The organism is Rhodococcus phenolicus (assembly GCF_001646785.1).
GTDB lineage: Bacteria > Actinomycetota > Actinomycetes > Mycobacteriales > Mycobacteriaceae > Rhodococcus > Rhodococcus phenolicus.
This window is the reverse complement of the sequence record NZ_LRRH01000005.1, coordinates 188,419-202,260: the sequence shown is the minus strand read 5'-3', so window position 1 is coordinate 202,260 and position 13,842 is coordinate 188,419. Positions and strand designations below refer to the sequence as shown.

Genomic DNA, 13,842 nt, shown 5'->3' with positions numbered 1-13,842 from the left:
AGCGTCGCGCGGGGGCGGGCAGAATGGTCGCCATGACCTCTTTCGGTGACCTTCTCGGACCCCAGCCCACCCTGCTTCCCGGCGACGACGACGCGGAATCGGCGCTGCTCAACCACGAGGACCCGGCCAAGGTCGCGGCGGACCATCCGACGGCGTCCATCGCGTGGGCGTACCTGGCCGAGGCCGCACTCGAACGCGGCGAGACGATCACCGCCTATGCCTACGCCCGCACCGGATACCACCGTGGCCTCGACCAGCTGCGCCGCAACGGGTGGAAGGGCTTCGGCCCGGTTCCGTTCGAGCACGAACCGAACCGCGGATTCCTGCGATGCGTCGCTGCTCTGGCCCGGGCCGCGCAGACGATCGGCGAGACCGACGAGCACGCCCGCTGCCTCGACCTGCTCGAGGACTGCGATCCGCGGGCCGCGCGTGAGCTCGGCGTCGAGTAGGCGCCTGCCCGACCGGACCGAGATCCGACGGCGCCTGCGGGGGCCGGCGACGAGGTTGCGCGGGTCGGCGCTGCCGATCGTCCAGTGTGCGCTCGCAGCCGGACTGGCCTGGTGGGTGGCGAGCGGTCCGGTCGGGCACGAGCGTCCGTTCTTCGCGCCGATCGCCGCGGTGGTGTCGCTCGGGTTGTCGCTGGGCGCGCGGCTGCGGCGATCGGTCGAACTGGTCTGCGGTGTCACGATCGGCATCGGGGTCGGCGATCTGATCATTTCGGTGATCGGCAGCGGTCCGTGGCAGATCGCGCTGGTCGTGGTGATGGCCATGTCCACGGCGGTGCTGATCAACGGTGGCGTGATCTTCGCGATGCAGGCCGGCAACTCGGCGGTGCTGGTCGCCACCCTGATCCCGCCCGGGGGCACCGGCGGTATCGATCGGATGGTCGACGCGCTGGTCGGTGGCCTCGTGGGGATCGCGGTGGTCGCGATCGTGCCGACCCATCCGGTGCGACGCGCGCGTCGCGACGCCGCCGGGATCCTGGCGACCGCGGCGGATGTACTGCGCAAGGTCGAGGCCGGGCTGGTGGAGAACAACCCGAAACCGATCGACGAGGCGCTGCAGCAGGCCCGTGCGACGCAGCCGGCGATCGACGGGATGCGCACCCACCTCACGGGCGGCCGGGAGATCAGCCGGATCTCACCGCTGTACTGGAATACCAAACCCCGGCTCGAACGGCTCACCGCGGCGGCCGATCCGATCGACAACGCGATGCGCAACATCCGGGTCCTCTCGCGGCGGTCCCTGTCGCTGGTGCGCGACGACGAGATCCTCGACCCGCGGCTCGTCCACCGGATTCGGGAACTCGCGGACGCCGTCGACGTGCTGCGCGAGGTTGTTCTCGCGGAGCCGGGGGACCAGCCCGATCAGGCCGAGGCGGCGCGTGTGCTGCGCAGCGTCGCCCGCAAGATGAAGCCGGAACTGATCGAGGGCGCCGGCCTGTCGTCGACGGTGGTGTTCGCGCAGTTGCGCTCGCTGATCGTCGACCTCATGCAGGCGGCGGGCCTGGGGCGGATCTCCGCGATCGCAACCCTGCCGCCCACCACCGGCACTCCTGCCTACCGGCCCGATTTCGACCAGGATCACGATCACGACCACCGTCCCGCTCGTCATTCCGGTCGCCCCTGACCGGGAGGTGGTTCGACCCCCGCCGGCGGAAGTGTTGAATACATGCGCATGTGTGCATATGCTGGCCGGGATTCGGAGGGAGGGCCATGGGGGCCGGTCACGGACATTCACACGGAGCGGGGCAAGGGCACGGCGGCGCGGTCGGCCCGTCCGCCACGACGATCCGCCGGATGGCGGTGGCGCTCGGCATCCTCGTCGCCTTCCTGATCCTCGAGGCCGTCGTCGGCCTGTGGATCGGTTCGCTGTCCCTGCTCGCCGACGCCGGGCACATGCTCACCGACGTCGTCGGCATGTCGATGGGCCTGGTCGCGCTCCTGCTGGCCCGCCGCGGCAGCAGCGCCGCGGCCCGCACGTTCGGCTGGCACCGCGCCGAGGTGCTCACCGCGATGGCGAACGCCGTGCTGCTGCTCGCCGTCGCCGCCTGGGTGTTCTACGAGGCGATCGAGCGCATCGGTGACACACCGGAACTGCCCGGCCTGGCGATGATCCTCACCGCCGCGGCCGGTCTCGCCGCCAACCTCGTCGTGATGTTCATGCTGCGCGCCGACGCCAAGGACAGTCTCGCCGTGCGGGGTGCCTATCTCGAAGTGCTCGCCGACGCCGTCGGCAGCGTCGGGGTCCTCGTCGCGGGCGCGTTGATCATCGGTTTCGGATGGAACTTCGCCGACGTCGTCGTCGGCGTGCTCATCTCCCTCTGGGTGGTGCCCCGAGCCCTGCGGTTGGCGGCGGCGTCGCTCCGCATCCTCACGCAGGCGTCGCCGGCGCATCTCGACGTCGACGCGGTGCGCGCCGACCTCGCCGCGCTGCCCGGTGTCGCCGGCGTTCACGACCTCCACGTCTGGACACTGACGACCGGCATGGACGTCGCGACCGTGCACCTGGTCAGCGATCACGACACACGATGGGTCCTCGACTCCGCCCGCACCGTCCTGTCCACCCACGGGCTCGACCACGCGACCGTGCAGATCGAAACCACCGTCGACGGGCGCCGGTGCGAGGAAGACGTCACCTGGTAGCAGGTCAGGCCAACCGCAGTGTCCATCTGCCGTCCCGCGCGTGCAACCGGGTGACGCTCGCCGGCCGCACGTCGACCCGCCAGAACGCCGACGCCGGAGCCTCCAGCACGCACACCGTCGCGGCCCGGATCACGGACGGGTGGGTCACCGCGAGCCACCGGCCCGACCGGCCGCCCATCTCGTCGAGCCAGCCGCGGGTCCGGCCGAGCAGTGCCACGATCGACTCGCCGCCGTGCGGCGCCGCATGTGGATCGATCAGCCACGCGGCGAGGTCGGCCTCGGGCACCGTCGACATCGGCTTCCCCGCCCAGGTGCCGTAGTCGAGTTCCCGCAGGGCCGTATCCGATTCGGCGCGCACCCCCAGCACCGCCGCCGTGTCGACGGTCCGGCGCTCCGGTGCGGTGAGCGCGTGATCGACGACGGGCGGCCGTACGCGCTCGAGTTCGCGCCTGCCCCGGTCCGACACCGGTTCGTCGGCGGGGAAGCGCACCTCTGCGAGCGCATCGGTGGACGCGTGGGCGAACAGCTGCAGTCGCAACACGAGCGACATTCGACCACAACGGTCTCCGGCTTGACAGGTGCGGCGGCGCGGTGCCATTGTTCCGCGTACGCATGTGTCGAGGTGCAGGCAATCCGGTGGGAAGCCGGAGCGGTCGCGCCACTGTGACCGGGCAAACGGCCCGGGAGCCAGAAAACTCCCTCGGCGCGTGACCTTTTCGATGGGACGCGTCAATCCCGAGGAGGCTTCTGCCATGGCTGTCGTTCACCTTCCCGACGAGTCGCTGGGCAACGCGGCGCTGGCCGCCGCGATCGCCGCGACGGTTCTGCTCGCATTCGTCGTTCTCTACCTGGTCGGATTCGACCAGGGCGCGATCTCCCGCAGCGGCATGTTCATGCACGAACTGATGCACGACGGCCGGCACCTGCTGGGCCTGCCGTGCCACTGAGTACGGGCGAGCCGATGCACCCCGACACAACTGAATCGTCCCTCCGCCCGTTGGCCGGCGGATTCCTGCAGCTCCTGCTGCGCGGCCTGCTGGCCGGTCTGATCGCGGGCCTGCTCGCCGGTGCCGTCGCGTTCGTCGTCGGCGAGCCGCACATCGAGTCGGCGATCGCGCTCGAGGAGGCTGCCGACGCCACCGACGGTCACGGGCACACCCACGGCGCAGCCGACGCCGAGGCCCCTCAGGGTCACAGTCATGGTGAGGACGCCCTCGTCGGCCGTGCGGGGCAGAAGGCCGGGCTGTTCCTGGCGACGGCGCTCGCCGGACTCGCGCTCGGCGCGATCTACGCTGCCGTACTGCATTTCGCTCGCCGGCACACCGCGCTGTCCGGGTGGTCGCTCGCCCTGGCGACCGCGGGATTCGGATGGCTCGCGATCGAGGCGGTGCCGTTCGTGAAGTACCCCGCGAACCCGCCCGCGGTCGGCGATCCCGACACCATCGCCCAGCGCACCTGGTTGTGGCTCGCGACCGTGGTCCTCGGAGTCGTGGCCGTCGTGGTCGCGGTCGTCGTCCGGAAGGCACTGGCCGCGCAGGAGTTGCGCACGGTCCGGGTCGTCGCGCCGGTGCTCACCTTCCTGGTCGTCGTGACCCTCGGCTACGTGGTGCTGCCGACGATCGACGAGGTCGCCGACGACTTCCCGGCGACACTGCTGTGGGAATTCCGCGTGTCGTCGCTGGCGGTGCAGGCGACCCTCTGGGCGGGGCTCGGCGCGGTCTTCGCGTTCCTGACCGAACGCGCGGACCGTCGCACCCCGATCGCGGTGGCCTGAGAGATGGGACGGGGCCTGCTCGTCGCCGGAACCACCTCGGACGCAGGGAAGTCCGTGGTGACCACCGGGATCTGCCGGGCCCTGTCCCGCCGCGGACTCTCGGTCGCGCCGTTCAAGGCGCAGAACATGTCCAACAACTCCATGGTCACCCTCGATCCGGTCACCGGCACCGGATCCGAAATCGGCCGGGCACAGTGGATCCAGGCGGTCGCCGCCCGTGCCGTGCCCGAGCCGGCGATGAATCCGGTGCTGCTCAAACCCGGCAGCGACCGCACCAGTCACGTCGTCGTCATGGGCGCGCCCGCAGGGCGCCTAGAGGCCGGTGAATTCGCCGGTGGCCGGAAACATCTCGCGGACGCGGCCTTCGCGGCACTGGACGAGCTGCGGTCCCGGTTCGACGTCGTCGTGTGCGAGGGCGCAGGCAGTGCCGCCGAGATCAATCTGCGTGCGCACGATTACGTGAACATGGGACTCGCCCGGCACGGAGCCATGCCGACGATCCTCGTCGGCGACATCGACCGCGGCGGGGTGTTCGCCTCCATGTACGGCACCCTGGCTCTGCTCGACGCCGGCGACCAGGCGCTGATCCGCGGTTTCGTCGTCAACAAGTTCCGCGGCGACGTCGGGCTGCTCCGGCCGGGCCTGGATTCCCTCGAAGCGCTCACCGGCCGCCCGGTGCTCGGTGTGCTGCCGTGGCAGCGCGACCTGTGGATCGACTCGGAGGATTCGCTGGCACTGACGTCGCGTCCCGCTCACGACGGCGCCGGTGTCCTGACGGTGGCGGTCGTCATGCTGCCCCGCATCAGCAACTTCACCGACGTCGACGCACTGTGCCTCGAACCCGACGTGCGCGTGCGCTTCGTCGACGACCCGCGCGCGCTGGCCGGAGCCGACGCCGTGATCCTGCCCGGCACCCGCGCGACCCTCGCCGACCTGGCGTGGCTGCGGTCGCGGGGGCTCGACGTCGCACTGCGCGAGCACGCCCGACGGGGCGGCGCCGTCCTGGGAATCTGCGGGGGATTCCAGATGCTCGGTGCGGTGATCGAGGACCCGGACGGTGTGGAGGGAGTCCCCGGATCCTCCGCCGAGGGCCTCGGATTACTCGATGTGCGCACGGTTTTCGCGCGTGAGAAGGCGTTGCGGCTGCCGACGGGATCTGCGCTCGGCGTCGCGGCGTCCGGGTACGAGATCCACCACGGCCGGATCACGGTCGGGAGCGCCGAGGAGTTCCTCGGCGGAGCCCGCGCGGGCTCGGTGTTCGGCACGATGTGGCACGGCAGCCTCGAAGGCGATGCACTGCGTGCGGCGTGGTTGCGGGAGGTCGCGACCGCTGCCGACCGCGAGGTGCGCACGGGCGTGGTGAGTTTCCCGGCGGCGCGGGAGGCGCGGCTCGAGGCACTGGCAGACCTGATCGAGGAGCACTTGGACGTCGACCTGCTGCTGGGGATGCTCGCCGACGAGCCGGCGTTGCCGACATTGACCGGAATCCTGTCGTGACGGTCCTGGTGCTGGGCGGCACCGGCGAGGCACGCGCTCTCGCGGAGCGTCTGCAGTCGGACGGAACCGAATTCGTGTCCTCGCTCGCCGGCCGCGTCCGGGACCCGCGGCTGCCGGTCGGGGACGTCCGGATCGGCGGATTCGGCGGGTCTGACGGTTTGCGGAAATTCCTGCGGGACAACGCGATCGGTGCAGTGGTCGACGCCACGCACCCGTTCGCGGCAGGCATCACCGCGAATGCGGCGGTGGCGTGCGTCGCGGCGGGTGTGCCGTTGCTGCGGCTCGCGCGCCCGGGCTGGGCCGGAACCGCGGGCTCGGCCACGTGGACCTGGGTGTCCGGACACGACGAGGCGGCAGCCACCGCCGCGTCCGGCCACCGCGTCTTCCTGAGTACGGGCCGCCAGACCCTCGACCGTTTCGTCGGTCCGCTGGCCCGGCACGAGACGCTGGTGCGGGTCGTCGAACCGCTGGACATCGAGGTGCCGGATCAGTGGACGGTGCTGCACGCCCGCGGTCCCTACACTGTCGACGGCGAACGAAAACTCATGCGGGAGCATGGTATCGACACGCTGGTCACGAAGGACTCGGGGGGTGACCACACGCGCGGCAAGCTCGACGCCGCCGCCGACCTCGGCGTGCGGGTGATCGTCGTGCATCGGCCCGCGACGCCCGCGGGAGTCGACACGGTCGACAGCGTCGATGCCGCGGCCGCGTGGGCTCGCAACCTCTGACCGGTGTCAGAGCTGCGGTCCTTCGGCACGCAGGTCGTCGACCTTGCGCATCGCCTCCCGCAGTTCGGCGAGCCACTGCTCGCTGTGTTGTCCGGCGAGTTTGACCGTCCAGCTCAGGGCATCCGCGCGCGAGCGGGCCACGCCGGCATCGACGAGGGTGTCGAGAACCTTGCGTTCCGGTTGGCGTAGCCGCGTCATCACGGGAACCGCCAAGTGGGTGAACAGAACTCGACGGTCGCCGAGGGTCACCCCCCACGCGACCTTCCGTCCGTAGCGGGCCTCGGCCTCGTCGGCGATGCGCATGCGATCGCCCCGGGTGGTTTCGCGGAACCGGGAGATGCGTCCGTCCGCGGTCGCGTCCGAGTTCTCGTCGGGTGGGGGGAGTGCACCGACGACGACGATCTCCTCGCGGTCGACCTCGACCTCGGCGGGGCCGGTGAACCAGTCGTCGGGTAGCCGCCCGGCGAACCATTCGGCCGCGTCGGACGCGTCGGGGATGTCGGCTTGCTGCCAGCCGCCGGGGCGGCCGAATCGCCTGTAGGTGTTCATGATGGTCCTCCCTGGGACCGATCGGCAGGTGCGTGTTGCACTGATTACAACGTTACGCCGATTCCGGACGGCCACCAGTGCTCGTCCGTAATCTTCTCGCCGGCCGCGCGAAGCTGCCAGACTGCGGGCATGGCCGAAAACAAGACCCAGCCCACCTCGCAGTCCGTGCCGGCGTTCCTCGACGCGGTCGAGCACCCGGTTCGCCGTGCCGACGGCCGGACCCTGCTCGGCCTGATGGGCGAGGCCACCGGGCAGCCGGCGGTGATGTGGGGGCCGTCGATGGTGGGGTTCGGACGGTACCACTACCGCTACGCCAGTGGCAGGGAAGGCGACGCGCTCGCCGTGGGGTTCTCTCCGCGGAAGGCGAACCTCGCACTGTACGGACTCACGACCGCGCCGGAAGCCGCGGACCTGCTCGCGACCCTGGGCAAACACAGAACCGGGGTGGCCTGCCTGTACATCACCACGCTCGCCGATGTGGATCTCGACGTGCTCGCCGAACTCGTACGGATCGGGTACGTGCACATGACCACGGTGCAGCACCGGCCGTAGCGGTGGTCACCGGCCTCGTGGATCGACGGCGAGGGCCAGCACCGTGGCTGCACCCAGCGCCCCTGCCCCGACCTTCGCGGCGAGCCGGGCTGCGCGGCCGATGTCGGCGGGCACGGGATGCGGACCGTCGCCCAGCGTTCCGCGATTCTCGACTCGCCCGTGGTAGACGTTGACGCCCCCGAGTGTGACGCCGAGGGCACCCGCGAACGCGGACTCCACGGGTCCGGCGTTGGGGCTCGGATGTTTGTGCGCATCGCGTCGCCAGACCCGCAGCGCGGCGCGGGCGTCGTCGCCCAGCCCTGCCGCCAGCAACGCCGAGAGCCGCGCCGGCGCGAGGTTGAGCACGTCGTCGAACCGGGCCGAAGCCCAGCCGAACCGTTCGAGCCGTGGGGTGCGGTGCCCGACCCGCGCGTCGAGCGTGTTGGCGGCCCGGTAGCCCAGCAGTCCGGCGGGGCCGAGCAGCGCGCCCCACACCAGCGGAGCGACGACCGCATCGGAGGTGTTCTCGGCAACGGATTCGACGGTGGCCCGGGCGATCCCGCCGGCGTCGAGAACGGACGGGTCGCGCCCCACGAGATGCGTCACCTGGGCGCGGGCCGCGGCCAGATCCCCCCGGCGCAGCTGGTCGTCGAGGGTGCGGGCCTCGTAGCCCAGCGACCTGCCGCCGAGCACCGCCCAGGTCGCGACCGCGGTGACGGCCGTGTTCAGCACGGCATGCCGCCGCGTTGCGCGATCGGCGGCGTACCCGAGACCGGCGGTGCCGCCGACCAGGACCGTCGTGAACAGTGCTCCGGCGCGGCGCGTGTCGGCGTACATCATGTGCTCGGCGGCGCGGGCGATCTTCCCGAATCCGCTCACCGGATGCCAGCGGCGCGGATCGCCGAAGATCAGGTCCGCGGCATACCCGAGGGCCAGGCCCGCCGCCCTCACAGGATCTGCTTCCAGGCGCCGATCAGCGCCGCGGTTGTCTGCCGGTCACGTACCGCGATCCGGATCCAGTCCTCGCCGAGACCGGGGAAGGTGTCGCCGCGACGGACCGCGAATCCGTTCGCGCGCAGTTTGTCCCGCGTCTCCTCCGGGACCCGGACGAGTACGAACGGGCCGGCCGGTGTGCCCGCGACGGGGAACCCGAGTTCGGCCAGCTCGGCGATGAGGAGCGCTCTGTCCGCGGCTGTCCCGGATGCGATCGCTTCGGCTTCGGTGGTGGCCTGCGGTGCAGCGCATGCGATCATCGCGGCCGCGGCGGGTGCCGACACCGACCACGGCGGCTGCTGTGCGGCCAGATCGGCGAGCACCGCCGCGTCGCCCACGACGTATCCGGCCCGGATCCCCGGGATCGCCCACGTCTTGGTCAGCGACCGCACCACGATCAGTCCCGGAACGAGCCGGTCGGCCAGCGTCTCCGGTTCCCCGGGCACCGCGTCCATGAACGCCTCGTCGACGACGACCACACGCCCCGGCCGCGTCAGTGACCGCAACGTCCCGGCCGGATGCAGCACGGACGTGGGATTGGTGGGATTGCCGACCATCACCAGATCCGCGTCCTCGGGAACGAGGGCCGGGTCGAGCACGAAGCCGTTCTCCGGCCGCAACAGAACCCGGTGCACGTCGTGCCCGGCGGCGACGAGCGCGGCCTCCGGTTCGGTGAACTGGGGGTGCACCACGACGGGAGTCCGCCACGGTCGCGCCCGGGCGATCAGGGTGAACGCCTCGGCGCCGCCGGCGGTGGGCAGCACCTCCCCGCCCGTGCGACCGTGCCGTGCCGCCAGCGCCGCGCGCGCCGCGGCCGGATCGGGGTAGCGTGCCACGTCGTCGAGCGAGGCGCGCAGGGCCGCGTCGAGCCACGCCGGGCGCGGCCGCCGGGAGACGTTCACCGCCAGGTCCACCAGGCCGGGGGTCGCCTCGCGGTCGCCGTGATGGCTCAGATCCGGTGCCTGCCTGCGGGGCCGGGACGGCGGAGCGGGCACCGTCGTCGCATTGCGGACGGCGTCGGCGAACCGCTGCACCATCGCCGGGTGCCCGGCCCAGTGCGTGTGCAGATACGACGCGTGCAGCGTCGCGGTCGCGTGCCCGTCCGGCCTGCCGCCGAGAAGCCACCCCGGCTCGGTTCCGGGATCGACCGTGGTGCGGTGGAATTCGTGACCGGTCACGCGGGTACCGGCGACGGCGAGGAGATTGTCGGTGGGAGCGATCGCGGTGCGGTAGCCGAGTGTCAGGCGAGGGGTCATCCGGCCGGAGGTGCCGAGCACCCCGACCATGTCGGCGCCGTCGACGTCGCGGCACAGGTACAGCAGCCCCGCGCACTCGGCGACGGTCGGGACACCGGCCGTGATCGCACTCCGGAGATGCTCGCGCAGAGGGGTGTTCGCGGACAGGTCCGCCGCGTGCACCTCGGGGAACCCGCCGCCGAGGTAGATGCCCGCGGTGCCGTCGGGGAGCCGTTCGTCGCGGAGGGGATCGAACACGACCGTGCGGCATCCCGCGGCCCGCAGCATCTCCTCGGTTTCGGTGTAGCGGAACGTGAATGCGCGGCCGCCGGCGATCGCGACCACCGGACCGTCGACCCCGGGACCGCCGGGCGACCAGGGCACCGTGTGCAAATCCGGGGCGCCGTGGGCGATCCGCACGATCTCGGCGAGGTCGACGTGCGCGGCGATGCGGCCGGCGAGCCGGTCGAGTTGCCCGGCCGCCTCGGCGCGTTCCTGCGCCGGCACCAGACCCAGATGCCGTGACGGCGCGCAGATCCCGTCGTCGCGGTGCAGCACCCCGAGCACGGGAATGCCGGTGGGTTCGAGTGCGGCGGTCACCTCGGCGGAATGCCGTTCGGACCCTGCCTTGTTGAGGATCACCCCGGCGATGCGGACACCGCGATCGTAGGAAGCCATCCCGTGGACGACCGCGGCGATGGACCGCGACGCGTGCGAGACGTCGACGACGAGCACGACCGGGGCCTGCAGGAGACCGGCGACGTGGGCGGTCGAGGCGAACCCGTCGGTCCCCAGCATCCCGTCGTGCAGGCCCATGACGCCTTCGACGACGGCGATGTCGGCGCCGGTGGCTCCGTGCGCGAAAAGCGGTGCGATCAGGTCGGTGCCGACGAGGTGCGGATCGAGATTGCGGCCCGCCCGTCCGGTGGCGAGCGCGTGATAACCGGGATCGATGTAGTCCGGGCCGATCTTGTGCCCGGACACGTCGTGCCCCGCTGCGCCGAGGGCTGCCATGAGACCCGAGGCGACGGTGGTCTTCCCGTGCCCGGACGCGGGAGCGGCGATCACCAGCCTCGGAACGGCTACCACGTTGTCCCTACCATTCGATGCCCTTCTGGCCCTTCTGCCCGGCGTCCATCGGGTGCTTGACCTTGGTCATCTCGGTGACCAGATCGGCGGCGTCGACGAGCTTGGGATGGGCACGGCGACCGGTGATCATCACGTGCTGGTGGCCGGTCCGGCTCACGAGTGTGTCGACGACCTCGTCGATGTCCACCCAGCCCCAGCCGATCGGGTACGTGAACTCGTCCAGCACGTACAACCCGTGCTGCTCGGCCGCGAGACGGCGCTGGATCTCCCGCCAGCCGGCGAGGGCGTCGGCGGCGTGGTCCTCCTCGGTGCCCTCCTTGCGCGACCACGACCAGCCCGAACCCATCTTGTGCCATTCGATCGCGCCGCCGGTGCCGCGCTCGTCGTGCAGGGCCCCGAGTGTCTCGAAGGCGGTCTGCTCGCCGAGCCGCCACTTCGCGGACTTCACGAACTGGAACACCGCGACCGACCAGCCCTGGTTCCAGCCGCGCAGCGCGAGACCGAACGCCGCTGTCGACTTCCCCTTGCCGTCGCCGGTGTTGACCATGAGCAGCGGCCGATTCCGGCGTTGCCGGGTGGTGAGACCGTCGGCGGGTACCACGGTCGGTTGTCCCTGCGGCATCAGGCGGCCCTCCCTCGTACGGCGGTGGTGATGGCGTCGGCGCGCACGTCCCCGACCCGGATGTACTCGGCGCCGAGCCGGTCGGCGAGGCGCTGCGCGAGTCCCATCCGGAAACGGCCGGTCTCGGAGTCCAGCACCACCGAGGGAATGTCCTGGGCGGCAACGCGGTCCGCGGCATCGAGCGAACGGTTCACGGCATCCGATCCGGAGGTCGCGCGCCCGTCGGTGACGACGACGAGCAGCGCCCGCCGGTCGGGATCGCGCAGCCGGTGCCGCCGGATCGTCTCGGCCGCCTCGGCCAATCCCTCGGCGAGCGGCGTGCGTCCGCCGGCCGGGAGCTCCCGCAGCCGGGCCGCGGCGACGTCGACCGAGTTGGTCGGGGGCAGCAGCAACTGCGCGCGGTCGCCGCGGAAGGTGACCAGTCCCACCGTGTCACGGCGCCGGTAGGCGTCGAGCAGCAGCGACAGGATCGCGGTCTTCACCTGTGTCATGCGGGCCTTCGCGGCCATGGACCCGGAGGCGTCGACGCACAGCAGCACGAGGTTGGCTTCCTTGCCCTCGATCACCTTGCGGCGCAGCTCCCACCCGTGTGCCTTTGTGGCGGTCCCGGGCGCCACAAAGGCACACGGGCGGGCGGCGGTGGCGCGGATGGTCGCGGGCAGGTGGATCGGGCCGGTGTCGCCGCTGTGTTCACCCACCGTGCGGCCGATCGTGGTGCGGGCCCGTGACCTGCGGCCCGCCGCACCGGGGCCGGTCCGGTCCGCGGCCAGCAGCCGCGCACGATACGGCTCGGCGGGGGCCGTCACCGTCGCCTCGGCGGACGGACCCGCGGAGGCCGGGCCGGCGGCTTCCGATCCGTCGGAACCACCACCGCCGCCCGGATCGTCGTCGGGTCCGTCGGGCTCACCGTCGTCGTTGCCGAGAAGGTCGTCGAGCGTCTGCTCGTCCATGCCGGGGGAGTCGAACGGGTTGCGACGCCGCCGATGCGGCAGCGCGAGTTTCGCAGCGACCGCGATGTCGTCCCGGGTCACCTCGTCACGGCCGCACCATGCGGCGTGCGCGACCGCGGTCTTCGCGGTCACCAGGTCGGCACGCATGCCGTCGACGTCGAAGGCCGCGCAGACCTCCGCGATCGCGACGAGCGCGGCATCCGGCAGACGGACCTGCGGCAGCCGGCTGCGGGCGTCGGCGATCCGGCGGGACAACTCGGCCTCCGCGTCCGACCACTGCGCGACGAACGCCTCGGGGTCGGCGTCGAACGCCAGCCGGCGCCGGACGATCTCCGCGCGCTGCACGGGATCACGTGGCGCCGCGACCTCGACGGTCAGGCCGAACCGGTCCAGCAGCTGCGGCCGCAACTCGCCTTCCTCGGGGTTCATGGTGCCGACCAGCACGAATCGTGCCGCATGGGTGACCGAGACGCCGTCACGTTCGACCGTCGAGCGGCCCATCGCCGCGGCGTCGAGCAGCAGATCCACGAGGTGGTCGTGCAGCAGATTCACTTCGTCGACGTACAGCACCCCGCGGTGGGCGAGCGCGAGCAGACCGGGCTCGTACTCGGCGGTACCGCCGGCCAGCGCCTTGCCCAGGTGCAGCGACCCGGTGACACGGTCCTCGGTGGCGCCGACCGGAAGTTCCACGAGTCGCGCGGGGCGGGTGAGGACGGGTGCGCCGCCGGGATGCGGTCCGTCCGGGCAGGCCGGGTCCGGGGCGTCGGGCGCACACCCGAAGCGGCAGTCCGCGACCACGGTGACCTGCGGAAGCAGCGCCGCCTGCGCGCGCACCATCGTCGATTTGGCGGTGCCCTTCTCGCCGCGTACCAGCACACCACCGATGGCGGGCGACACGGCACACAGGGTCAGGGCCAGTGCCAGGTCGTCGGAGCCGACGACGGCGCTGAACGGATACACGTGCACTGGATCCTCCACAGGCTCCCGCTGGGACGTTCTTCCTCCGGCAGGCGAATCGAGGCCGGTATTCGGACTTCCCGGTCGAGCGCCGTGCGATCGCCTTCCCGGACCGGTGGTCCAGTGGCTGCGCTCTCGCGCGTGATCGACGACTCCCGGGTCACCGCAGCGGGCCTGTGCCGGATTCACACCGGCTTCCCGATTATCCCCGTGGGGGGCACCTCGATTGTCTCTGCCGCGGCCGAGTGTAGCCGGAGTGTCTCGGTTAG

Annotated in this window: 14 protein-coding genes and 2 riboswitches; of the genes, 8 read left to right on the top strand and 6 right to left on the bottom strand. The window is 71.7% G+C overall.

Annotated elements, in window-relative coordinates; all coding sequences use genetic code 11:
• Positions 1–32 precede the first annotated feature (32 nt).
• The 3 genes from A8G15_RS02565 to A8G15_RS02555 all read left to right on the top strand — a co-directional run bounded on the left by A8G15_RS02565 (position 33) and on the right by A8G15_RS02555 (position 2,645).
• Positions 33–449 (top strand): DUF3151 domain-containing protein, encoded by a 417-nt coding sequence (locus A8G15_RS02565; protein ID WP_068155118.1) that lies wholly within the window; start codon positions 33–35, stop codon positions 447–449.
• Positions 430–1,629 (top strand): FUSC family protein, encoded by a 1,200-nt coding sequence (locus A8G15_RS02560; protein WP_082899607.1) that lies wholly within the window; start codon positions 430–432, stop codon positions 1,627–1,629. The genes A8G15_RS02565 and A8G15_RS02560 overlap by 20 nt, the downstream gene beginning before the upstream one ends.
• A gap of 86 nt (positions 1,630–1,715) precedes the next feature.
• Complete coding sequence (locus A8G15_RS02555; RefSeq protein WP_068155009.1) at positions 1,716–2,645, top strand: cation diffusion facilitator family transporter; 930 nt, start codon at positions 1,716–1,718, stop codon at positions 2,643–2,645.
• Positions 2,646–2,649: 4 nt separating this feature from the next.
• On the opposite strand, the gene A8G15_RS02550 is transcribed toward A8G15_RS02555, so the two are convergent.
• Positions 2,650–3,195 carry a histidine phosphatase family protein gene (locus tag A8G15_RS02550; protein ID WP_068155007.1) on the bottom strand — a complete coding sequence of 182 codons (546 nt, stop codon included), beginning with the start codon at positions 3,193–3,195 and terminating at the stop codon, positions 2,650–2,652.
• A 53-nt stretch (positions 3,196–3,248) separates the two neighbouring features.
• A riboswitch (cobalamin riboswitch) is annotated at positions 3,249–3,362 on the top strand.
• 35 nt (positions 3,363–3,397) lie between these two features.
• Here A8G15_RS02550 and A8G15_RS02545 point away from each other — a divergent pair.
• From A8G15_RS02545 to A8G15_RS02530, 4 genes are read left to right on the top strand one after another with little or no spacing between them, the layout of a single operon-like run.
• Positions 3,398–3,592, top strand: a complete 195-nt coding sequence (locus tag A8G15_RS02545; RefSeq protein ID WP_068155005.1) for a CbtB domain-containing protein — start codon at positions 3,398–3,400, stop codon at positions 3,590–3,592.
• Between the two features lie 14 nt (positions 3,593–3,606).
• Entirely contained in the window at positions 3,607–4,419 is an 813-nt protein-coding gene (locus A8G15_RS02540; protein WP_068155116.1) for a CbtA family protein, read from the top strand.
• 3 nt (positions 4,420–4,422) lie between these two features.
• Positions 4,423–5,916 carry a cobyric acid synthase gene (locus tag A8G15_RS02535; RefSeq protein ID WP_068155003.1) on the top strand — a complete coding sequence of 498 codons (1,494 nt, stop codon included), beginning with the start codon at positions 4,423–4,425 and terminating at the stop codon, positions 5,914–5,916.
• Positions 5,913–6,647 (top strand): cobalt-precorrin-6A reductase, encoded by a 735-nt coding sequence (locus A8G15_RS02530; protein WP_068155001.1) that lies wholly within the window; start codon positions 5,913–5,915, stop codon positions 6,645–6,647. The genes A8G15_RS02535 and A8G15_RS02530 overlap by 4 nt, the downstream gene beginning before the upstream one ends.
• A 6-nt stretch (positions 6,648–6,653) precedes the next feature.
• Here A8G15_RS02530 and A8G15_RS02525 read toward each other — a convergent pair whose 3' ends face one another.
• A complete protein-coding gene (locus A8G15_RS02525; protein ID WP_068155000.1) occupies positions 6,654–7,196 on the bottom strand; it encodes a hypothetical protein in 543 nt (180 codons plus the stop codon).
• Positions 7,197–7,325: 129 nt separating this feature from the next.
• On the opposite strand from A8G15_RS02525, the gene A8G15_RS02520 reads away from it, so the two are divergent.
• Positions 7,326–7,748 carry a DUF1801 domain-containing protein gene (locus tag A8G15_RS02520; protein WP_068154998.1) on the top strand — a complete coding sequence of 141 codons (423 nt, stop codon included), beginning with the start codon at positions 7,326–7,328 and terminating at the stop codon, positions 7,746–7,748.
• 6 nt (positions 7,749–7,754) lie between these two features.
• Here A8G15_RS02520 and A8G15_RS02515 read toward each other — a convergent pair whose 3' ends face one another.
• Genes A8G15_RS02515 through A8G15_RS02500 form a run of 4 tightly spaced genes read right to left on the bottom strand, consistent with a single transcriptional unit; the run spans position 7,755 to position 13,582 of the window.
• Positions 7,755–8,678, bottom strand: a complete 924-nt coding sequence (locus A8G15_RS02515) for a cobalamin biosynthesis protein (protein WP_245687682.1) — start codon at positions 8,676–8,678, stop codon at positions 7,755–7,757.
• Complete coding sequence (gene cobBC, locus A8G15_RS02510) at positions 8,675–11,044, bottom strand: bifunctional hydrogenobyrinic acid a,c-diamide synthase/histidinol phosphate aminotransferase CobBC (protein ID WP_068154994.1); 2,370 nt, start codon at positions 11,042–11,044, stop codon at positions 8,675–8,677. The genes A8G15_RS02515 and cobBC overlap by 4 nt, the downstream gene beginning before the upstream one ends.
• A 7-nt stretch (positions 11,045–11,051) precedes the next feature.
• A complete protein-coding gene (gene cobO / locus A8G15_RS02505) occupies positions 11,052–11,666 on the bottom strand; it encodes a cob(I)yrinic acid a,c-diamide adenosyltransferase (RefSeq protein WP_068154991.1) in 615 nt (204 codons plus the stop codon).
• On the bottom strand, positions 11,666–13,582 hold the full coding sequence (locus A8G15_RS02500) for a magnesium chelatase subunit D family protein (RefSeq protein ID WP_211270101.1): 1,917 nt from the start codon (positions 13,580–13,582) through the stop codon (positions 11,666–11,668). Before A8G15_RS02500 ends, cobO begins: the two co-directional genes overlap by 1 nt.
• 36 nt (positions 13,583–13,618) lie before the next feature.
• Positions 13,619–13,813: riboswitch (cobalamin riboswitch) on the bottom strand.
• Between the last annotated feature and the right edge of the window lie 29 nt (positions 13,814–13,842).